This is a genomic window from Paenibacillus koleovorans NBRC 103111 (genome assembly GCF_004000845.1).
Classification (GTDB): domain Bacteria; phylum Bacillota; class Bacilli; order Paenibacillales; family NBRC-103111; genus Paenibacillus_AA; species Paenibacillus_AA koleovorans.
In genome coordinates this window covers 14,111-38,472 of sequence record NZ_BIMA01000065.1, presented here as the reverse complement: position 1 = coordinate 38,472, position 24,362 = coordinate 14,111, and the positions used below count along the sequence as shown (strand labels likewise).

Annotated in this window: 7 protein-coding genes and 1 CRISPR repeat array; all 7 genes read right to left on the bottom strand. The window is 54.1% G+C overall.

Translation table 11 applies throughout. The features are described from left to right. Nucleotides 1–38 precede the first annotated feature (38 nt). Nucleotides 39–16,111: a CRISPR direct-repeat array (repeat unit 32 nt; unit sequence ATTTCAATCCACGCACCCGCACGGGGTGCGAC). A gap of 171 nt (nucleotides 16,112–16,282) precedes the next feature. From cas2 to cas3, 7 genes are read right to left on the bottom strand one after another with little or no spacing between them, the layout of a single operon-like run. Beyond that, nucleotides 16,283–16,573, bottom strand: a complete 291-nt coding sequence (gene cas2, locus PKO02S_RS20155; RefSeq protein ID WP_127585643.1) for a CRISPR-associated endonuclease Cas2 — start codon at nucleotides 16,571–16,573, stop codon at nucleotides 16,283–16,285. Between the two features lie 8 nt (nucleotides 16,574–16,581). Beyond that, nucleotides 16,582–17,613 carry a type I-C CRISPR-associated endonuclease Cas1c gene (gene cas1c, locus PKO02S_RS20150; protein WP_127585642.1) on the bottom strand — a complete coding sequence of 344 codons (1,032 nt, stop codon included), beginning with the start codon at nucleotides 17,611–17,613 and terminating at the stop codon, nucleotides 16,582–16,584. After that, nucleotides 17,610–18,269 (bottom strand): CRISPR-associated protein Cas4, encoded by a 660-nt coding sequence (gene cas4, locus PKO02S_RS20145; RefSeq protein WP_127585641.1) that lies wholly within the window; start codon nucleotides 18,267–18,269, stop codon nucleotides 17,610–17,612. Before cas4 ends, cas1c begins: the two co-directional genes overlap by 4 nt. Further along, a complete protein-coding gene (gene cas7c / locus PKO02S_RS20140; RefSeq protein WP_127585640.1) occupies nucleotides 18,259–19,128 on the bottom strand; it encodes a type I-C CRISPR-associated protein Cas7/Csd2 in 870 nt (289 codons plus the stop codon). The genes cas4 and cas7c overlap by 11 nt, the downstream gene beginning before the upstream one ends. Nucleotides 19,129–19,145: 17 nt before the next feature. Further along, nucleotides 19,146–21,068 carry a type I-C CRISPR-associated protein Cas8c/Csd1 gene (gene cas8c / locus PKO02S_RS20135; protein ID WP_127585639.1) on the bottom strand — a complete coding sequence of 641 codons (1,923 nt, stop codon included), beginning with the start codon at nucleotides 21,066–21,068 and terminating at the stop codon, nucleotides 19,146–19,148. Beyond that, nucleotides 21,065–21,784, bottom strand: coding sequence for a type I-C CRISPR-associated protein Cas5c (gene cas5c, locus PKO02S_RS20130; RefSeq protein ID WP_127585638.1), 720 nt, complete (start codon nucleotides 21,782–21,784; stop codon nucleotides 21,065–21,067). Before cas5c ends, cas8c begins: the two co-directional genes overlap by 4 nt. 39 nt (nucleotides 21,785–21,823) lie before the next feature. Next, nucleotides 21,824–24,256 carry a CRISPR-associated helicase Cas3' gene (cas3, locus tag PKO02S_RS20125; protein WP_127585637.1) on the bottom strand — a complete coding sequence of 811 codons (2,433 nt, stop codon included), beginning with the start codon at nucleotides 24,254–24,256 and terminating at the stop codon, nucleotides 21,824–21,826. Nucleotides 24,257–24,362 lie beyond the last annotated feature (106 nt).

Genomic DNA, 24,362 nt, shown 5'->3' with positions numbered 1-24,362 from the left:
CTTATAGTAACCGAAACCAAAAAGGAGTGGGATGGAATATTTCAATCCACGCACCCGCACGGGGTGCGACTCCTTCACACCATTAAGCGCATCAACCATGCCTTATTTCAATCCACGCACCCGCACGGGGTGCGACCATTATCCGTTCCGGCCGTCCAAGTAAGGGCCACAATTTCAATCCACGCACCCGCACGGGGTGCGACACGCAAGAAAGAAAAAAGTAACCAAAAACAAATATTTCAATCCACGCACCCGCACGGGGTGCGACAATCACGTCCTCGCATGTGTTTAGATAGCGCCCGGCATTTCAATCCACGCACCCGCACGGGGTGCGACTACAAGCACTCTGAGCAGCATAAATTTCATTGATTTCAATCCACGCACCCGCACGGGGTGCGACGAGGAGTTGACACGAGTCCAACCGGAGCGAGGGGCATTTCAATCCACGCACCCGCACGGGGTGCGACAGGCAAACTTCGGCTGGGACAATCCGGACGCGGAATTTCAATCCACGCACCCGCACGGGGTGCGACGCTGATCGCACCGGCAACAAAGAACGCGAGAAGGAAATTTCAATCCACGCACCCGCACGGGGTGCGACAATGCATGAGATAGCAGCAGCTATTGAGGGTTATGCATTTCAATCCACGCACCCGCACGGGGTGCGACACGCAATAACAGGCATGACTATCATCGCACCAAATTTCAATCCACGCACCCGCACGGGGTGCGACTCATCAACAATCAATATTTTAGGTTGCCGCCATTATTTCAATCCACGCACCCGCACGGGGTGCGACTCAATTGCTAGAAGAGTATTATGATCAGTTGGATATTTCAATCCACGCACCCGCACGGGGTGCGACCGGTATGGATACTATAAATCCAATCAGCTTCACCAATTTCAATCCACGCACCCGCACGGGGTGCGACCGCATGTAGGTCAAGCGGAACGGACGCTTAAGGAATTTCAATCCACGCACCCGCACGGGGTGCGACGATTTGCAGGGCATTTCTACTAGCTGATTTAGAAAATTTCAATCCACGCACCCGCACGGGGTGCGACGAGAGATGTGCTAGTCTTTCGGTCTCTCTATCGAATTTCAATCCACGCACCCGCACGGGGTGCGACAGCGAAAGCAGCGTCCAAATCGGCATACTGTCGAATTTCAATCCACGCACCCGCACGGGGTGCGACGTTGTATTCCCACAACACGGTTACCTCATTGAAACATTTCAATCCACGCACCCGCACGGGGTGCGACCCGTATCTGATCCTTATCAGCAGCCCGGGGCTGAAAGGATTTCAATCCACGCACCCGCACGGGGTGCGACCATTAGGTGCAGCTTTTTCAATTGGAGCTGTAACATTTCAATCCACGCACCCGCACGGGGTGCGACCCTTGGTAAGATCGGGACGCGGGTCGACCAGAAGATTTCAATCCACGCACCCGCACGGGGTGCGACAGGTTAGGTGAGAAGATGATCAGCACGACGACGGAGAATTTCAATCCACGCACCCGCACGGGGTGCGACCGCAGCTCTTAGCTCGAAAATCGCCGCTAGCGTATTTCAATCCACGCACCCGCACGGGGTGCGACATGCTCGATCTGGCTGCGCAAGTACCTGAGGATCCGATTTCAATCCACGCACCCGCACGGGGTGCGACACGTATGTTTGTAAATAGCAAAAAGATCACAGAGATTTCAATCCACGCACCCGCACGGGGTGCGACGCGCCTATGCCAAGTAAACCGAAGCGACCATGTGGATTTCAATCCACGCACCCGCACGGGGTGCGACGCGGGGTCCCGGCGAGCATGGGTCAAGGTCGAAGATTTCAATCCACGCACCCGCACGGGGTGCGACCTCCGACATTGTTGACCCGGATCACCAAACGGAATTTCAATCCACGCACCCGCACGGGGTGCGACCGGTGAGCCGATTCGGCATTCAGCAGATAGTCTCATTTCAATCCACGCACCCGCACGGGGTGCGACTGCAAATCGTCAAAAACTCCTCCGCCTTCGTACTATTTCAATCCACGCACCCGCACGGGGTGCGACCATACCATGAGTTGGGACACTACTTAGATTTCAAAATTTCAATCCACGCACCCGCACGGGGTGCGACTTGACGTATACAGAGTTCCAACGGGACGATATATTTCAATCCACGCACCCGCACGGGGTGCGACTAGCAAAAATGAAAATATCTGCGAGAAGTGTATAATTTCAATCCACGCACCCGCACGGGGTGCGACGCTCGCCCAATCTAACCCTATCCTCGGTAACCTTGATTTCAATCCACGCACCCGCACGGGGTGCGACTTGTAATGTATTGATACTCTAGGGATTGTAGTTTAATTTCAATCCACGCACCCGCACGGGGTGCGACCGTTTGAATTGTTCGAGAACGAAATCAAGAGCATAATTTCAATCCACGCACCCGCACGGGGTGCGACGGTCGTTTCCGTGGATCGAGGTTCCTCATGTTTTCGATTTCAATCCACGCACCCGCACGGGGTGCGACGCTGCGGCGACCGGCATTATGGCTGACAACGGAATATTTCAATCCACGCACCCGCACGGGGTGCGACCCCGGAAAGAGGCCGCCGCCAAAGTTTCACGCAAATTTCAATCCACGCACCCGCACGGGGTGCGACATTCGCATCAGGCCGGGGATTACGGCGATCGAGGGATTTCAATCCACGCACCCGCACGGGGTGCGACAATCAACATGGGCGCACTCGACATGGGGCTCTCTATTTCAATCCACGCACCCGCACGGGGTGCGACTCGTCAGCACGTCCTGGTAGGAACCGCCTTCGGGATTTCAATCCACGCACCCGCACGGGGTGCGACGCCTCGACAGGGACGCCCTTGCCGTGCTTGTAGTCATTTCAATCCACGCACCCGCACGGGGTGCGACAATAAATTTATATTTTCGGTTTTAGTGTTGACCATTTCAATCCACGCACCCGCACGGGGTGCGACCGTTACTAAACCCGGAGAAGTATACTCCGTCGGTATTTCAATCCACGCACCCGCACGGGGTGCGACCTACCCAAACGAGAGCCTCCAAGGAGTTTGTCAGAATTTCAATCCACGCACCCGCACGGGGTGCGACCGGAGATAAACGCCGGGGCTTGATTACCTCTTGCGTCATTTCAATCCACGCACCCGCACGGGGTGCGACCAGGCGTTTTCGAAGATATAATTCGTTTTTCTCATTTCAATCCACGCACCCGCACGGGGTGCGACGGAAACTTGGTACAAAGAACAAACATTTTTCAACATTTCAATCCACGCACCCGCACGGGGTGCGACAAAGCCGATAACATTGATATTAGCAATTTTTTTATTTCAATCCACGCACCCGCACGGGGTGCGACCTACTTTATCCTCAATAACTGACAGTGGAACTATATTTCAATCCACGCACCCGCACGGGGTGCGACGAGGTGGCCGACCCGCGATGAGCATGTTCAAGATATTTCAATCCACGCACCCGCACGGGGTGCGACGCTCTCAAACTCTCCAAAGTTCTTGGTAATACGAAAATTTCAATCCACGCACCCGCACGGGGTGCGACGATCAAAGGGGCGGTCACGTGAGCACATACACGATCATTTCAATCCACGCACCCGCACGGGGTGCGACAAGTAGACCTCTCGCTCCTTGTCGCCCTTCCCACATTTCAATCCACGCACCCGCACGGGGTGCGACGAGGATATAAAATCACACGTCCTGCAAGCCATGGAATTTCAATCCACGCACCCGCACGGGGTGCGACCTAAACAAATGGGGTACGTCGTCCTCATCACCGCATTTCAATCCACGCACCCGCACGGGGTGCGACAGCCCATTGAACAACGCCCCGAACAGGGTAGACAGATTTCAATCCACGCACCCGCACGGGGTGCGACCAAACCGTGATGACCGGTACGCTGATCGCGTAGGTATTTCAATCCACGCACCCGCACGGGGTGCGACATTCATTCCCGGACGTGTCGGATGCTGATACCTGATTTCAATCCACGCACCCGCACGGGGTGCGACGGTGGCTGCGGCCCTTGTCCAAGGACACGAAGAATATTTCAATCCACGCACCCGCACGGGGTGCGACCCGCCGGCAGGCTGGGAGCAAGCAGCTCCGCCGCAACAATTTCAATCCACGCACCCGCACGGGGTGCGACCGCAAGAAGTCCAGCTCCTGGACGTTCTTCTGTTATTTCAATCCACGCACCCGCACGGGGTGCGACCGTAAATACCGTCAAATTAGGGTAGGAAGAGTAAGGATTTCAATCCACGCACCCGCACGGGGTGCGACAATCTCCCGGAGGCACGTGGCAGAATTATGTTTTATTTCAATCCACGCACCCGCACGGGGTGCGACGATCGCACCGGCAACAAAGAACGCGAGAAGGAAATTTCAATCCACGCACCCGCACGGGGTGCGACTGGCTGGCTACAACGTTTATGTGGACGGTACAAAATTTCAATCCACGCACCCGCACGGGGTGCGACTGGGAGATCACGCTTGATCCCCTCGATATTGGCTCATTTCAATCCACGCACCCGCACGGGGTGCGACTTCATTTAGTTACTAGTTTGTAAGTCGATATCGGATTTCAATCCACGCACCCGCACGGGGTGCGACCCGCGTTCGCCCGCCGGCTTTTAGTGATTGCTGAATTTCAATCCACGCACCCGCACGGGGTGCGACTTCAGAAAGCAAGACATTTTAAAGGTCTCAGACAAATTTCAATCCACGCACCCGCACGGGGTGCGACTAATATAAACGATCGCTAAATAAATGTCAATACATTTCAATCCACGCACCCGCACGGGGTGCGACTGCCGTTTCCTGTTTATCGACTATATCCAGAGGGATTTCAATCCACGCACCCGCACGGGGTGCGACGTTCCATATCATTTTCTTTTCTCACCCCCTTCTTGATTTCAATCCACGCACCCGCACGGGGTGCGACGATCTCAAACCGTTTATCCAGCATCCGCTGTCGATTTCAATCCACGCACCCGCACGGGGTGCGACCAGCTCGCTCATTTTTTCCTGGCTACTGACCGATATTTCAATCCACGCACCCGCACGGGGTGCGACTACCCACGGATACACCCGATAGATTCTTTGTTGTATTTCAATCCACGCACCCGCACGGGGTGCGACCCCCATCCTGGGCGTAATCCATCGCCCACCACCACAAATTTCAATCCACGCACCCGCACGGGGTGCGACAACGGGAACATATTAGATATGATTGGAAACACGATTTCAATCCACGCACCCGCACGGGGTGCGACCAGGCTGTTGTTTCTTACATGGGTCATTTTCATAATTTCAATCCACGCACCCGCACGGGGTGCGACTGGTAATCACGTTTAATCCCGATAGGTACGTATATTTCAATCCACGCACCCGCACGGGGTGCGACGCGAACAGTACGTCAAGCTGACGCGAGCACTAAGATTTCAATCCACGCACCCGCACGGGGTGCGACACAGCTCAAACGTTCGTTTCGCTCATACGTCCAATTTCAATCCACGCACCCGCACGGGGTGCGACGCTCGACCATCGCCTCCCCCTCAAGCCGGTAAATATTTCAATCCACGCACCCGCACGGGGTGCGACTCCGTCGCCTGCGCAAATAACTCCTATGAGAGATTTCAATCCACGCACCCGCACGGGGTGCGACTTCATTAGCCCTTTGAATGCGCGTATTTTGTACCGCATTTCAATCCACGCACCCGCACGGGGTGCGACAAACGGCGCGTTCCCAAGCGGGGCATTCAGTTTTATTTCAATCCACGCACCCGCACGGGGTGCGACAATTTGAGATCCGGGTCAATGATGCACACCGGATATTTCAATCCACGCACCCGCACGGGGTGCGACCAGAGTACTTCCGCGCCGTCCAGATCAACCCGGAATTTCAATCCACGCACCCGCACGGGGTGCGACTAGCCCCGATATTTAACAACGCACTTACCGTCGGATTTCAATCCACGCACCCGCACGGGGTGCGACCGCTTATATCACTGCAAAACATGTACGATGCCTGATTTCAATCCACGCACCCGCACGGGGTGCGACCTGCGCGTCGGCCGGATTGATAATAAATGGCGAATTTCAATCCACGCACCCGCACGGGGTGCGACGTGAGTAAACGAGAGATCCGGCATTACGAGATGATTTCAATCCACGCACCCGCACGGGGTGCGACGCACTTATAAACGACGCTGATGGTCGAATTTCAATTTCAATCCACGCACCCGCACGGGGTGCGACCGGATTTATGGTCCGGGCGGACACGTGGGAAGAATTTCAATCCACGCACCCGCACGGGGTGCGACAGGAGCTGGGCAGTCAGTTGGTCGACGCGAAAAATATTTCAATCCACGCACCCGCACGGGGTGCGACCTTCGATCGCGGCCAGCTTGCTCAAGATCGTTTATTTCAATCCACGCACCCGCACGGGGTGCGACATTTCGATCCAACGCTCGTTTGAGCGACTTATGAATTTCAATCCACGCACCCGCACGGGGTGCGACTGATTTTCCTGCCCCGATATATGGGGATTTTCATATTTCAATCCACGCACCCGCACGGGGTGCGACATGCAATCGTCACGCCGTCAGCAGCATACCCTAGCATTTCAATCCACGCACCCGCACGGGGTGCGACCAGTATCGCATTCCGAATGAGGACCCATTCTCTCAATGATTTCAATCCACGCACCCGCACGGGGTGCGACAACAACAACTAGTTCATAAATTCAAATCACTTGATATTTCAATCCACGCACCCGCACGGGGTGCGACCAACGTATGATCATCGGCGCAATGCTTGTACGAAACATTTCAATCCACGCACCCGCACGGGGTGCGACATATCCGTGATGCCTACGCCCTCCGTCGCCTTGATATTTCAATCCACGCACCCGCACGGGGTGCGACACGGCGAGTATCTACTTCGGCCCAACCGACAAGGATTTCAATCCACGCACCCGCACGGGGTGCGACCACAAAAACAATCAAAAAAGATGCAACCGGTAAATTTCAATCCACGCACCCGCACGGGGTGCGACCGATAGCCGCCTGTACGAGCACTGGGTCGAGCCATTTCAATCCACGCACCCGCACGGGGTGCGACACGGCGCATCAGACACAACCTCGTCATGTACGTATTTCAATCCACGCACCCGCACGGGGTGCGACTCAATTCGTTTTCGCTTAGTCGCGCGGCCATTATATTTCAATCCACGCACCCGCACGGGGTGCGACGCGGAAGTACTCCGCACCATTGCGGACGAGCTGAGATTTCAATCCACGCACCCGCACGGGGTGCGACGCTACCGAACCCGTTATCGTCCTGGAATCCTGGCATTTCAATCCACGCACCCGCACGGGGTGCGACGCGGGAACTCTATAAGACTAAGGGCGGCAGTTGATTTCAATCCACGCACCCGCACGGGGTGCGACGACGCGGGAGTATATCGACAAGCGGAAGCTTTTTATTTCAATCCACGCACCCGCACGGGGTGCGACAGTTAAAGGGGCTCATCTCGTCGTTTGGCCTACTGTATTTCAATCCACGCACCCGCACGGGGTGCGACCGAGACCGAATACAACAAGCTCAATTCTAGCCTATTTCAATCCACGCACCCGCACGGGGTGCGACTTTGATATACTCGACCCCGGCTTTGATCAAACCGGATTTCAATCCACGCACCCGCACGGGGTGCGACCCGCGTTCGCTGCTGCTCTTGTGCCATCGATGTGGTATTTCAATCCACGCACCCGCACGGGGTGCGACCACGGCGTCGGAGCTGCGCGCCTTCGCGGCCATATTTCAATCCACGCACCCGCACGGGGTGCGACGCGTTCACGGGCGGAGTTATCGAAAATGATGGATATTTCAATCCACGCACCCGCACGGGGTGCGACGTTTTAAATACGAACCCGGCAGGGATGAGAAGGATTTCAATCCACGCACCCGCACGGGGTGCGACCGCCTCGCGAAGGTTACGGGCAAAGGCGGCAAGATTTCAATCCACGCACCCGCACGGGGTGCGACCGAAGGCGCGATTGTATCCGGTGACGGGGTAGGATTTCAATCCACGCACCCGCACGGGGTGCGACACGCTAAGGCGCATACGGTCGACGACGCAACCGGATTTCAATCCACGCACCCGCACGGGGTGCGACGTTTGCCATGGTGTGATTGCTCCTTTGGTTTTTAATTTCAATCCACGCACCCGCACGGGGTGCGACTTGAATTTTGTTTCTCAGTTGCGCTTCCCAGTGTTATTTCAATCCACGCACCCGCACGGGGTGCGACGCTTGAGTAATGAGATCCACTCTTGGGGGGATGGAATTTCAATCCACGCACCCGCACGGGGTGCGACTTAATCAACGGGATCACATCAATGGCTGGATTCCTATTTCAATCCACGCACCCGCACGGGGTGCGACGCCTGCTGGTCCTCCTCCAAGCTCCAAATCTGATCATTTCAATCCACGCACCCGCACGGGGTGCGACGATAACGAACTCAGAAAGGCAGACTTGGATTGGAATTTCAATCCACGCACCCGCACGGGGTGCGACACGGCCGTAAACCAGTTCGTGATTACGCTCGAGGATTTCAATCCACGCACCCGCACGGGGTGCGACGACGTAATGATCGACGTTCGACTGGATGTGCTATTTCAATCCACGCACCCGCACGGGGTGCGACCACAGTTTTCATGTGTTCTTGTAATAAAATGGTATTTCAATCCACGCACCCGCACGGGGTGCGACCTCGGCAACAGGGTTCGTATTGTCCAACCGGAGATTTCAATCCACGCACCCGCACGGGGTGCGACTTTAGACATGTTCCATTATGCAGTAATGACAGATATTTCAATCCACGCACCCGCACGGGGTGCGACCTCGATGTCCCTCTTGATGATCGGCCAGGCAAACCGATTTCAATCCACGCACCCGCACGGGGTGCGACCAGGTCGACGCTGGAAAACGTTTCGACGTCAATTCATTTCAATCCACGCACCCGCACGGGGTGCGACGCCGGTGCCGGAGATTAAGAGGATTGAATCCGGAATTTCAATCCACGCACCCGCACGGGGTGCGACTCTTCGATGACGAGCCGGACAAGTGGTATATGGCATTTCAATCCACGCACCCGCACGGGGTGCGACCGATAGCCGCCTGTACGAGCACTGGGTCGAGCCATTTCAATCCACGCACCCGCACGGGGTGCGACGGACGAGGATGTCGCAGCTTATGAGGCTGCGGAATTTCAATCCACGCACCCGCACGGGGTGCGACCAGGAAGAACTTCGCTACTTCTGCATCGTCAGTTTATTTCAATCCACGCACCCGCACGGGGTGCGACCAGTCATGTGTTCGATGACGGCAGTGAGGTATGATTTCAATCCACGCACCCGCACGGGGTGCGACGCGGTCGAAATCATCAGGATTAGCGGTTGTTCGCGAATTTCAATCCACGCACCCGCACGGGGTGCGACTCAATCTTATGAACAAATCCAAAAACAGCTGCAACATTTCAATCCACGCACCCGCACGGGGTGCGACGCGCGTGTTGTCGCGCCGCGAACAAGGGTATCGGTTATTTCAATCCACGCACCCGCACGGGGTGCGACCTGATTTGCTTTCCACCTATCCAAGCTCAGTGAACTATTTCAATCCACGCACCCGCACGGGGTGCGACCTGAATGCCTCCTGCTGTTTGAAGGGGGTATGCTATTTCAATCCACGCACCCGCACGGGGTGCGACTCATTCCACTCCGACGCGCTCACCGGAGCAGGGATTTCAATCCACGCACCCGCACGGGGTGCGACGGACGTAATCTGCCAAGAGTACGTCACGTTGTTGATTTCAATCCACGCACCCGCACGGGGTGCGACGCCATCGTGACGGCTTATCAAATCGCCATGCTGACCATTTCAATCCACGCACCCGCACGGGGTGCGACCAGGAGCGCGATGTCGTGATTGCTGAATTGCTCGATTTCAATCCACGCACCCGCACGGGGTGCGACAACATCGCGTAAACTGTACGAGATTGAAGATGTATTTCAATCCACGCACCCGCACGGGGTGCGACGCTTATTCCGTTAGAAGGCGGACAGCCCGGTGAGGTGATTTCAATCCACGCACCCGCACGGGGTGCGACTTCGTCAGTGTCTTTGTTATAACGGATACTGACAAATTTCAATCCACGCACCCGCACGGGGTGCGACTCTTTTTCTCTTCCACGGCCATCACTCCCTATTTATTTCAATCCACGCACCCGCACGGGGTGCGACATTCCAAAATGCTGTAATACAATGTTTCATATTATTTCAATCCACGCACCCGCACGGGGTGCGACCAGCACTATCAACAATATCAATAGGATTAAAGGATATTTCAATCCACGCACCCGCACGGGGTGCGACTCACAATCACTCGCTTTCGTGCGATACAGGTCAGATTTCAATCCACGCACCCGCACGGGGTGCGACTGTCGATCCATTCATCGGACTGGTTCCGGTGATAATTTCAATCCACGCACCCGCACGGGGTGCGACTTGGTAGTGGAGCAAATCCAGATGTGGTGACGTTATTTCAATCCACGCACCCGCACGGGGTGCGACTTATCTCGTCCGTTATTGGTTCGTAACCATGGGCATTTCAATCCACGCACCCGCACGGGGTGCGACCGCCGCCGGGGGGATCGCAGCCAGCTCCATTATTATTTCAATCCACGCACCCGCACGGGGTGCGACTCCACCCGAATATATTGCCTACGACGAAAAGCTATTTCAATCCACGCACCCGCACGGGGTGCGACAGGCTGGCTATTGGTGGAGAATCGACCCTAATAAATTTCAATCCACGCACCCGCACGGGGTGCGACACCGGGATTGGAGCAGGAGCGTTCACAGGTACCGATTTCAATCCACGCACCCGCACGGGGTGCGACCATTGATTACCATAGGGGTAAGCCCCCTAGTATTATTTCAATCCACGCACCCGCACGGGGTGCGACCAATCCGCTGCTGCCGGTTTGAGCGCTGCTGAAATATTTCAATCCACGCACCCGCACGGGGTGCGACAAAACGCTTTTGATAAACTCGCTAAATATTTAAGAATTTCAATCCACGCACCCGCACGGGGTGCGACGGCAAATGCGATTGACGCCTTGCCGTTATAAAGAATTTCAATCCACGCACCCGCACGGGGTGCGACGACTTCCTGCAGCCTTGCTATACCGTCTCCTGCCAGATTTCAATCCACGCACCCGCACGGGGTGCGACCACTACGGAGCCAAAGACAAAGGGCGAAAAGGAATTTCAATCCACGCACCCGCACGGGGTGCGACGAGCACTGTCTTTTCGGAGCTCCAGGGATGGTATATTTCAATCCACGCACCCGCACGGGGTGCGACTCACTTGCTTCAGGGCGTGAAGGATATGCAGAAGATTTCAATCCACGCACCCGCACGGGGTGCGACACGTAAACGATGGTTACAATCGACGCCGCTGATCTATTTCAATCCACGCACCCGCACGGGGTGCGACTGGACGGATGTTGCTGCTAATACTTACGATGTCATATTTCAATCCACGCACCCGCACGGGGTGCGACCGGATCAAGCTGATCGAGCTGAACAAAAATCCGATTTCAATCCACGCACCCGCACGGGGTGCGACGCAACCACGTACTGCGTCCCGTCCGGATTGATATATTTCAATCCACGCACCCGCACGGGGTGCGACTTTGTCATTTCCTTGCTCACACCGAAGTTAACGGTGTATTTCAATCCACGCACCCGCACGGGGTGCGACCGCTACTTCCAATTCGAAAAGGGGTTAGTGCATTATTTCAATCCACGCACCCGCACGGGGTGCGACTAATCAACTCAGCCAGCGACATAACAAGCGAAGGATTTCAATCCACGCACCCGCACGGGGTGCGACCATAACAAGCGAAGGGAATTCTCCGCCCTCGGAGAATTTCAATCCACGCACCCGCACGGGGTGCGACAACTGCTGTAGGAATTCTAGTTTTTCGTGTGCTAATTTCAATCCACGCACCCGCACGGGGTGCGACTAAGGCAGATTTTAAAGGGAGAGTTTAAAAAGATATTTCAATCCACGCACCCGCACGGGGTGCGACTAAATATTTATGTGTATAAAAAAGACTTGACAAATTTCAATCCACGCACCCGCACGGGGTGCGACTATATCAGTTGAGTGGGGCCATGAAAAAATGATTATTTCAATCCACGCACCCGCACGGGGTGCGACCTGGGAGGATATAATGAATTTACGATACCTAAAAATTTCAATCCACGCACCCGCACGGGGTGCGACCTTTAAGCCTTCCAGCAGTAAATGTGACCCCAAAGAATTTCAATCCACGCACCCGCACGGGGTGCGACAAACGGCGCAACTCACGTGAGTGTCAGAGACTATATTTCAATCCACGCACCCGCACGGGGTGCGACTAGCTTTCATGGTCTAATAGCCTCCTCATGATCTTATTTCAATCCACGCACCCGCACGGGGTGCGACACGCCGTAAATGCGGTACCCTGCGAAACAGGCGAATTTCAATCCACGCACCCGCACGGGGTGCGACCAATAACAGACATGTAGTACTGACCGTAACAATCATTTCAATCCACGCACCCGCACGGGGTGCGACTTGCAAAAAAACGCTTCAAAGTCGAAAATTATGATTTCAATCCACGCACCCGCACGGGGTGCGACTATAATATTCAATTAACTTGGGAGGTTAAAAAGATATTTCAATCCACGCACCCGCACGGGGTGCGACTAGCGGGGTTATCGACTTTGTCGGCACTATTGTATTTCAATCCACGCACCCGCACGGGGTGCGACTGTACCCAACAGGGAACAACGGTACCACGATTAATTTCAATCCACGCACCCGCACGGGGTGCGACTCGTTGGAGCGCTACTAACTCGCTATGGAACGACGATTTCAATCCACGCACCCGCACGGGGTGCGACTACCTACGGACGTACTGGGTGCTGAGGTTAACGGGCAATTTCAATCCACGCACCCGCACGGGGTGCGACTGTACCATACTCCTATCTCTTGGGTATCCAGGGATTTCAATCCACGCACCCGCACGGGGTGCGACTAGTAGAGACACAGAAGTCCTATGATGGGATGTGATTTCAATCCACGCACCCGCACGGGGTGCGACTCGGTCTGCCGCAGCAGTTGCAGGCGGTAACGGTATTTCAATCCACGCACCCGCACGGGGTGCGACGACAACTCCTCGTAAAAGAGGTTGCCCTTCTCAGATTTCAATCCACGCACCCGCACGGGGTGCGACGAATTCTCCTACCCTCGTATCTTTCGGATATACGAATTTCAATCCACGCACCCGCACGGGGTGCGACGGCTCTGCACGATCTGGAGGGTAGTCGACAGGATCGAATTTCAATCCACGCACCCGCACGGGGTGCGACCAGAACCCGAGGAGCCTCCGAGGATCACGCGGGACATTTCAATCCACGCACCCGCACGGGGTGCGACGGACATGAGGAGGGCAAGAAGATATGACGAAGGAAATTTCAATCCACGCACCCGCACGGGGTGCGACCCGGGAAGTGATCCGGTACCCGGACCGGAAGAATTTCAATCCACGCACCCGCACGGGGTGCGACATGCCGAGCGCTATCGCGGACTCTACCAATTGAAGATTTCAATCCACGCACCCGCACGGGGTGCGACCAATGGTTTCGAAATCACTAGCATATCTCGCTGTATTTCAATCCACGCACCCGCACGGGGTGCGACTTATATCAAAGGCTTTAAAGGCGAATGGCTACATATTTCAATCCACGCACCCGCACGGGGTGCGACTCGACGTTGGCGTGTTGTGCTGGGCTTGGATCGAGATTTCAATCCACGCACCCGCACGGGGTGCGACCTGGTCAAAATCTGCATTTTGTGAGGATGTATGCGAATTTCAATCCACGCACCCGCACGGGGTGCGACCAGCGCTGATGACCGCGGCAGAACCCGACAAGCCAATTTCAATCCACGCACCCGCACGGGGTGCGACCTACTATTCACCGGCTAGTTGGAACGGAATTGCAATTTCAATCCACGCACCCGCACGGGGTGCGACTCTTACTATATAGTATATTCGACGTTGCGAGATATTTCAATCCACGCACCCGCACGGGGTGCGACTATACATCTGTCTGCACATGTTCCTGCATTGTCTATTTCAATCCACGCACCCGCACGGGGTGCGACTAGACGTTTCAAGTCTGGATATAGTAAATGATTTATTTCAATCCACGCACCCGCACGGGGTGCGACGGGAGACTAGAAAAAAGTCCTACCTGGTGATCGGATTTCAATCCACGCACCCGCACGGGGTGCGACAAAAGACTCTAAGGATACAATAAAAAGCAATCAATTTCAATCCACGCACCCGCACGGGGTGCGACCGAGTCGAACAGCGGGCCGAAGAGCGCGATCGAATTTCAATCCACGCACCCGCACGGGGTGCGACAATATCCTCCCCGCAGCCGACAGCTTCATAGCTGTATTTCAATCCACGCACCCGCACGGGGTGCGACCGGGGCTGCTTGGTGGGAAGAAATCGAAGTCGAAATTTCAATCCACGCACCCGCACGGGGTGCGACGATGAGCTATCAACCTGTTTGGGTGGCTCCTGGAATTTCAATCCACGCACCCGCACGGGGTGCGACGCTAATTCCTACGACGGCTGCTCTCAGAACAGTAATTTCAATCCACGCACCCGCACGGGGTGCGACGGATTCGTTGCCTGTATTTGTTGACAATATGGCAGATTTCAATCCACGCACCCGCACGGGGTGCGACTGGTGCCCTGCGAGACAGGCGAGAACGGGTAAATATTTCAATCCACGCACCCGCACGGGGTGCGACGTATACCTCGTAGCTATCAGCTGTACCTTGGCGCATTTCAATCCACGCACCCGCACGGGGTGCGACGTCCTTGGTCGTAAGCGTACCCCGGATCGTAGAGTCATTTCAATCCACGCACCCGCACGGGGTGCGACACCCGCTGACGAGTGAGACGCGGGTAGATGTAGTGATTTCAATCCACGCACCCGCACGGGGTGCGACGTGGGACAAGGACTTTCTCCCCTAGCCATATCAGATTTCAATCCACGCACCCGCACGGGGTGCGACCGGACACGTGGGCAAAGGTCGATATTCGGCTCATTTCAATCCACGCACCCGCACGGGGTGCGACTTGTCAACAGCGCCTACCCAGCCACTGAAACTCAGATTTCAATCCACGCACCCGCACGGGGTGCGACGAGGGTGTCAATCATGTGTCTCATACCGATAGATATTTCAATCCACGCACCCGCACGGGGTGCGACATCAACACCGACTACGTTGAGTTGTCCGTCACGCTATTTCAATCCACGCACCCGCACGGGGTGCGACGTCAGCGGGTCGCCAAACACGCTACGGTTCGCGTGATTTCAATCCACGCACCCGCACGGGGTGCGACCTGGAGGCTCCGCTGCCTGAGCGACCGCCTGAATTTCAATCCACGCACCCGCACGGGGTGCGACATTAAGGATGAGAACGAGGCTAAACTCGCGCTCATTTCAATCCACGCACCCGCACGGGGTGCGACGATACCCGGCTTGTTCTTGCTTTTGGCGTTGAAATTTCAATCCACGCACCCGCACGGGGTGCGACAGACGGGTCAAGTACAAGCTTCCAATCGGCAGATTTCAATCCACGCACCCGCACGGGGTGCGACGCCTGCAGCGATTCCTTTGTTGCCCTTCGTATCATTTCAATCCACGCACCCGCACGGGGTGCGACGACCAATAAGCCGCAGACAGCGGATGAGGCGAAAGATTTCAATCCACGCACCCGCACGGGGTGCGACACGAGCATGGAGGCGCGGGCGCGTCGGAATATCGAATTTCAATCCACGCACCCGCACGGGGTGCGACCAATTCGGCTCCAACCTCGGCTACGCTTTTACCCTATTTCAATCCACGCACCCGCACGGGGTGCGACAGCGAAAAACAATTAAAAATCCCCAATAATAGGATCTTTTATTACAATAATCAAGAGACCCAAGCTCTAAACCTTCTCTTTTGCAGATAAAAATTACAATTTCTGACAAAAACATGGTGCGAACCCCCTGGCAATTTCGTGTGCGCTTGGGGTTCGCACCAAGCGCACACGCTATAGAATTAACGGTCCTTCGAGATCCAGCGAACTTTTTATACCTATGTGTTCCACTTTGTGTTTGTAACTATTTCCCAACTGATAGAATCGTAGACTGTCCTGGTCCGGATCGATCACCGCCAAAAGCTTCAGCTTCAACAACTTGAATTGAGCAGCGTCTACAATACATTCAAATACGGAGTTTTGAACTCGTTGGCCGTAGGCCAGACAGACCTTCGACACCTGTCTCAACCGTCTTCGACCTTCGCTGGTTGCCGTACTTACATCATACGTCACTAGAATCAGCATTCTCCCACCTACTTCCACAGAAACGGTGGATATTCATCCAAATCGTTGCGAAGATAACGAGCCAGCAATAACGCCTGCGCATGCGGCACCAGTCCCCAAGAAATTTTCTCGCCCAGGTACGGATGCGTAATCTTCTCTTGCTTCTTGCTTTGCCATTCACCTAGAAATTTTTTCCTAGCATCTTCTTTCATGATAACAGCACCATTCTCTTTTTTCAAAAAATCTTCTTGGTTCACAACCTTGGTATTAATCATCGCGAGGACAAACTTGTCGGCGTAAACCCCGCGAAGCTCCTCCATAACATCCAACGCCAACGAGACTCTCCCCGGACGATCGCGGTGCAGAAACCCGACATACGCATCCAAGCCGACCCCTTCCAAAGCGGATGCCATATCGTGGGCCAATAACGTATAGGCGAAAGACAGCATAGCATTCACGTTGTCCAGTGGCGGTCTTCGGGTCCGATGATGAAAATAAAAATGCTCCTTCTGCTGCAAAATCATCTGATCCCAGAGCTTGTTGTAGCATACGGCGGCTTGTCCCTCTAATCCTCTCAGTCGTTCCAGATCCTCGCAGGCACGCACTTCTTCCATTAAGGCAGATAACTGCCGGGATGCCTCCTTGAACTGAATAACGTCAACACGCATGGGGTAATCCCTTGTGAATCTTTCCAGCATCCATTTATGATTGTATAATTTACCCACGATAAAATTTCGGGCTATTCCAGCGGATGCCGCTTCATTCTCCGACAGCAAGTATTGCTTTTTCCGAAGTACGACATTCCCTTTGCTAGCTCCGATCACCCTCGCTAGGAATCGCCCGCTCGCGGTCAAGAAGACTAACGAGATATTGCGCTCCGCGCAATATCCCATCAGCGCCGGGCTTGCTCCGGCATAACCGAACGCTACGATTGATTCCAGATTGTGAAGAGGAACCCTCCCTAGCTTTTCCTGTTCTTTCAGCACGACAATATTGTCGCCGTCCAGGGATAAGTAGACATCGGGCTGTGTAATAAACAAGGTGTTCAGCAGCTTCTTCATTCCGTGAGTTTCCCTTCCACGTAGCTTTTGACGGTCCGTTTGCTCATTAGCTCCGGCAAACAGCTGTTTTGAAGGGAGCAGCTTTGGCAGAAGGCGCCTGTCTTCACTCTGGGCGTATGTCTGCGCTTGTAGTAGTCTTGCATTTCGACGATGATACGCCCTACCTGCTCCTTCCGTTCGGCAGTCAGAGGCACCTCCACTCTATGCTTGATCTCGTCGTAATACATATAGCCTACGCCAATGTCGCACAGCAGCATCTCTTCGAGGCACAACGCCTGCGCCGTCAACTGCGCAATATCCTCATCGCTCCGCTTCGGTCTGCCGCGTTTGTATTCGACGGGATAAGCAGCATACTTCCCTTCCGCTCCATGGATGGCCACACCGTTGTCGTCTCGCACGAATTCTACCACATCACAGATACCCGTGATGCCAAGGCGGTCGGATTTGATCGGCATGCCTCGAACGATAAGCTTATCTCCTCTTTTCTCTCTGGCAAACGGCTGATCGGCTTTGCGATGAAGATGCTGCCCCTCAATCGTCTTCACATTCTCTTCCCACTGCTGCTCGATATGAATCAACGCCCACTGCCGTTTGCAAAATTGAAAGTGTTGAATGCCCGACAGCATCAGGTACTCATCATCTTCCCTATACGCCATCCAAAATCTCGACTTTCAAACCATCCAACTGCAGCACCGTGAACGAATAGTCTCCGAACCCTTTCGGCTCGTCTTTCAACCGTTCCCAGATCAGCGATCGGTGCACTTTGGCCGAGGAATATTGCCCCAGCTTGGAGGTGTGTTCCCACCAATAGACCTTATGAACCTCCATACTGCCGTCCGGTCTTGCAGACGACAGGTCATTCTCGAACAAAGTCAGGAGCGCTTGTTTGATCTTCCAGGCATCCTCGTTGGTAAACCCGGTTTTCTCCGCCAGTTGGGTATTGATGCTTCCATAGAAAACATAGACACCGGTGTCGACACGATGCTTCATCCCCATCGTATCGGAGCCTCTTGCAGACCCGGGTTCCGAATTGACGCTCTTCGTAATCTGCATACTGGTGATATCGATCGGGTCGATGCTGGTTGCGGTATGAATCGATACGGGACCTCTCACCCCGACGGAAACTCCGCCCCCCTTGTCTGCCTTGTCTCCCTTGAAGGCAAACACTTGGCCGAAGCTGCGGACATCGATCCACTCCTGACAAGCAATCCTTGCAAAATCATCGTTGGAAGCTGTTTTAGATTTCAAAATCTTCTCCAGCTCCGCGTTCGCATCCGCACGCTCCCGAAGGCTGTTGTGGGCATCCGATTTTCGGTCATTAGACTGGACAAAGATGGACTCCCCCACATCCTGAAGTCGGTTTCGAATCTTGCGCTTAATCGCCACATCCGAGACTTCCCCATAGCCATCATAGTTTTGGCGCGGGCGGTTGCCGTTCAGGGGATCACCGTTAGGATTAGCCTTCGTTACCGACAGCACAACTGCAAAATCAACTTTACGATCCAGAGTACTCATATCGATCGCTCCTTCTATTATTGATCGCTGCCGTGATCCGGCGCATCTGCTTTATTCTTGTCCTTGGGCCGATAAAGCTCGTGACGTTGGCTGTAAAAACCGAGCAAATAAACGCCGGACAGCGGCTTATTGTTGAACTCGTCAATCTTAAATCGCGACGCCACCTCATCAATAATCCTGGATAAATAAGTCGCCTCCGTACCAAGCCTGGCCTGGTAGGGTTGCAAGCATTCTTGGATCGTCTTCCAGGTTCTCGCCGGATGCTTGGAGAAAGCGTTCATGTAGCGAATGGCGTTGCTGGCCCGCGTCTCATCCCCCAAGGCGCGTCTTTCCAACACATCGGCGACAGCCAGCAAGCGCCCGAACAAATAATCGCGGCTATTGTTATTGGCATCTAAAGCCACACGGAATCCCTCCTCCCGATAATCTCGATTAATCAGCGCACAGGCGATGCTCAGTGTCTTCTCCCATTCCCACTTCTCCATCGACACCGGGTTGGACGCCCGGTGGAAGACGCTGCGGATAATGTCCTGGGGAATGTTCGGTTGATCGCCGACAATGCAGGGGAGCATTCGCTCCATCAGCCCTTTGATTACTTTATCCCCTGCCCGAGGCCCATAAGCCGCCAACGCAATATCACGGGTAGCAGGCGCGCCGATAAACGATACATACTCTCCCTGGTCATTTTTACGGTACCCATGCAGCCATACGCAGCTGGAGTGCCAATCGACCAGCTTGTCCAAGTACAGCTCCTTGTTAAGGTTGCGATAATACAGCACCGCCATGCGACCCGTGGTAGCCGAGTCCAAGACCAGAATGTTCACCTGCATCTCTTCGTTGCGCAATCCGGATGCCACCCGATTCCGGTACCCGTCCAACGCTTTGCCGACTTCCACCGCATAGTCTTCATACGTGTACGATGCCTTCTTAGGAATCTCGCTGGGCGAAGGATCGATCGAGAAGGTATCCTCTGACGGATCGGGCATATCCAGTTCCTTGTTCCCCCATACCAGAAATACACGCTGATCAATCACCTTGGCCTGACGGTTGATGAGCCACTTCAGAGCGTTGTGCGCTTTCTGAGAAACTTCATAGCTGATGCTCGCCGCTTCCTGACTCTGAAGAAATCTCCCTCGAAACGTAAACCCGCTAGTGTCGTTGGCCGAGATCAATTTCGCTTTGTCCGCCGGGTTGCGGATCTTATTGGCGTGTTTGTCCGTACTGGGGAGCTCTTCTCCCGTGACGTAACAAATATCCTTATCGCCTAGCCGCTCGCTGTAAAAACGAGTGAACGAATCGTACATCTCCGGGTCCTTCCATACAGCAAGTAGCGGCTTGTCCGGCGAATATATGTTAAACCGGACAAAAGCGCTCTCCTGCTCGCCGGCGACAACCGAGAATATTGCCGGCTTGATGCTGTACCGGGACTCATATTTCTTGTCCCACTTGTCTATCAGCTTGTTATCCTCGGTCACGCATAAGATCCGCTCGTCCACCAGATCTTGAATCAGTCGCCCCTTGTTCAAGTAACGGTAAATGCTCTTTACCTTGGATGCAGCATACGGAGATGCGGCCCACGCCCCCAACTGCTCGATATAAGCGGCGAACGGGTCCTCTTTCTTGATCTCCCCTCCGAAAACCGCATAATCGCCCGCCACATAACTCAGCTTGTCATGCAACGGATAAGGGGCGACCTTGGAGCCCGCGCGACTAGCCGAATCTTCGGTACAGGGGATCAAGGTGTTCGCGTCGTTCTTGTCGATCACGATAGCGGAATGAAATTCTCCGTCTTCCGTAATGCTCACTTCTATATGTGCATTCTGCGTCGTATGGGAAACCGGCAGCAGCGTATATTCTTGGTCGTTATGCTTCTTCTTGACACTGCCAACCAGACCCAAATTGGATTCGTAAGTCCGATACAAATTCAGCAACCAGCTCATGGATTCCCCCCCTCTTCCAACTGGGCAAACAGCTCTTCGGCCGCAACGACGTTCGTACGATCGAATGGTTTCGGCTCCATGTCCGAGATCGTGCGCACCTGCGTACACTGTTCCGGTCTAATAAATGAAATAACGCCGTCCTTCATGATCGGCTTCCACAGACGCACCTCAAGCTGGTTGCGGCCTGTCTCATCCGGATAATTAATGCCGTGTACCATATTGCCCAAGTGGAGTTCGCCATAGCTGTCATAAAATCCATCCCCTTCACCGAAAACACACGGTTCGACGTAGGATTGGCATTCCCGGGTCCCGAGAAAGATGTCTCTTCTCCCCCCTGCGCGAATGGAGCGTTTCAGAATGGCATAATGCTTATTTTCGTTGCGGTCGTAGGCCATATCAGGACGATTCTCATTGAACTCGAAATGCGCTCTCACCTGATACCGCACATCCTTCAAGTATGTATAGTTGGCTAGCGTATTGCCCCCGCTATAATCAAGCGGACGGACACCTTTGGATTCCATGCGGATCGGGTTCATGACGCGCACTTCGTCAATGTACATGAGTAGCGTAGGCTTCCAGTAGATTGATTCTAGCAATCCTTTAAGAGCCTGATAGGTTGGAACTTGATAGGACAGCTTCTCGCCGCCCAACTTTGTCAACGGATCCGTAAACAAGGCGTAGTCGCCATAAATTTCGAATTCCACAGCATTCCTCAATAGATTCACCTCCTTTCTAAGTAAGAGACTATTAACAACCTAAATCATTCCAAACTCAAACCCGCCGTCATTGTCCAGGTCCAAGCCGAACTTCTCGTTATAAGCACTCTCCTTCAACGCCCAAACCTTCCCGTTCAACAAGCTGACAATGCCATCGTTCTTCGCCAAGCTATCGCGCTCATAACGAAACAGATTGATCGTATACTGCTGAACTTTCCGCAACAAACGCGACAGGTCTTCAATCGATTCATTGCCGTTCAGCCTAGCTATGATCTCTTTGCCCTCTTCGCCATATGGCACAATCACGGAGATCGTAAGAGAGTCGATCACTTGGAAATGCTCGGCAGCCGTTCTGTAGCTGTTTGTAATGAATAACGGCAGCTGGGCATTGCGATTATGCGCGGCGTAAGCTCTCGCATACGAGTCTTCGTGCTTTACCGACATGGTCAGCAGGTCCACGATACTTTTCCGCAGCGCGAGGACCGGATAGTTCAAGTCACTTTCAAAGGCAGAGTAAAACTCCTTGAAGTATTTGGACATGGCCTGAACGGACAGCAGATGGCCGCCGTGGCTGTTCGGATCGCGCTTCAGATCGATGAGAATTTTGCGCGCCTCCTGCTTGCCCGCCCTGATCTCGCCCAAATGCTTCAAATTTTCCTCTTCATGGTCAATCACGTACACCTGCTGCACCTCGCGCAGCCCATGCCGGTTGCAGCGCCCCGCCGCTTGTGCGATCGAATCCAGGCCCGCAAGCGAACGGATCACACAGTCAAAGCTCACATCCACCCCCGCCTCAATCAGCTGCGTGCTGATACAGACCACTTTTTCCCGATTGGCCAGATGCTCCTTGACCTGCCCCAGAATGCGGTTGCGGTGCGCGGCGCACATCGAAGTGCTCAAGTGATACTTCGGAACGCCGTCAATCTTCAATTGATCGTACAGTCTCTTCACCACGGTTTTCGTGTTCAGAATTACAAGAACGCTCTGCACCTTCTCCAGCTGTTCCTCTATGAAATCAGCCAGTTTCCCGTTATTGAACGTCTCGTCCGTAGCCTTATCCAGGATCTCGACCCGCTTGAACGCCTGTATCACTTGATCCAACTGCTCGACAATCTCTGCATCCGCCGCAATGTCAAGCTTGTGCTCTACGTAATTCAACTCGGGCTGAGTAGCTGTGCACAAGACAAGACTCGAGTTCCCATAGGCTTTCAGGAAGTTCAGCGCTTGGTTGAACAGCGAGACGCACCGGGTCGGCACTTTCTGCACCTCGTCGAACACCACCACGGCCTCGCACATGTTGTGAAGCCTGCGAATATTCCGACTGCCTTTGGCATAGAACACGTTCAAAAACTGCACCATCGTCGTGAACACAATCGGTGAATCCCAGTTGTCCTTAGCCAGCTTCAGCTTCTGCCGCACATTGATTCGTCCGTCCTCATCCTCGTCCTCATCGTCCTGGTCGTCCACGACATTCGAATGATGCTCCAGTAAATGGGCGTCATCCTGAATGATACGGCGGATCTCCTCCGCGTTCTGCTCAATGATGGTGGTGTACGGAACCACATAAACGATGTGCTTCTTCTTGTGCCGGATGGCGTGTTGAAGCGCATATCTGAAGCTGGCCAAAGTCTTCCCGCCACCGGTCGGGATGGATAAGGTGTAAATCCCCGATTCTTTATCTGCAAATTCCTCACAGCGATCGGACATTTCCCTGCGCAGCCGGTTAATCGACGCTCCCTTCTGATCCTGCGTCTGGTAACCGTTGATCTTCATCATTAATTTCTCGTAATACCCTCGGAACAGTTCTCCATGATCCAGCTCCGGTTCTGCGGCCCGATCGGCTTCAAACATTCTCGTGTTTGTCCGATCGGCGTCTATTAGGGCACTAAATACAAACTTGGTTAAGAACATCAGCTTGCTCTCGTAACTTCCTGGGAAGGGCCTTTGTAAGAAGACCGCCACTTCCCTCGCTGCCTCCCGAACGTAGATACGAAAATCCGCCTCACTCATAACATCAGCAAAAAAATGCTTCATAGCCTCATGGAATCCGGGCAACTCCTTATCCCTTACGCGCCGTAAGTAATCCGACTCCAAGCTATTGTTCAGAAAATCATGCAGATAAGAATGGTGGGAAATGATCGCGTTCCCGACCACCTCGGCGAGCATCCAGGCGTTGCGGTCCGGAGGAATCACCTTGTGAAACCACTCATTCAACAGCTTGCCGCCGGCCGTGGAATGATCGACACTTCCTCTTTTTGGCGGGGCATCAGGATTGGCTACGGCCTCCAGGATATAGTTGCGGAATTCAACGGTATACTTCCCCAGATCATGAAGGAGACCGGCAAGACCTGCTATATGCGAAACGCCAATTTTTAGGCCGTACGTTTCCGCTAACTCTTTCACCCTCAGCAAGTGTTCTTTCACGCTTTGAATATGTCGATCCTTCTCGCGAATGTGGGCGATAAACTCCATCTCTTTTCCCCCTGTTAAAATTCACGGTTTCGAGTCCTGCCTGCTATTTCCGAGCTACTGTCCCTAGTATAGTTCAGAGTATTCTCAACAGGTTGTCAGCGAAAAT

What these genes read in the sequence shown, in the direction of transcription:
- cas2 (WP_127585643.1), bottom strand. Translation starts at nt 16,573, where the DNA reads ATGCTGATTCTAGTGACGTATGATGTAAGTACGGCAACCAGCGAAGGT.
- cas1c (WP_127585642.1), bottom strand. Translation starts at nt 17,613, where the DNA reads ATGAAGAAGCTGCTGAACACCTTGTTTATTACACAGCCCGATGTCTAC.
- cas4 (WP_127585641.1), bottom strand. Translation starts at nt 18,269, where the DNA reads ATGGCGTATAGGGAAGATGATGAGTACCTGATGCTGTCGGGCATTCAA.
- cas7c (WP_127585640.1), bottom strand. Translation starts at nt 19,128, where the DNA reads ATGAGTACTCTGGATCGTAAAGTTGATTTTGCAGTTGTGCTGTCGGTA.
- cas3 (WP_127585637.1), bottom strand. Translation starts at nt 24,256, where the DNA reads ATGGAGTTTATCGCCCACATTCGCGAGAAGGATCGACATATTCAAAGC.
- cas8c (WP_127585639.1), bottom strand. Translation starts at nt 21,068, where the DNA reads ATGAGCTGGTTGCTGAATTTGTATCGGACTTACGAATCCAATTTGGGT.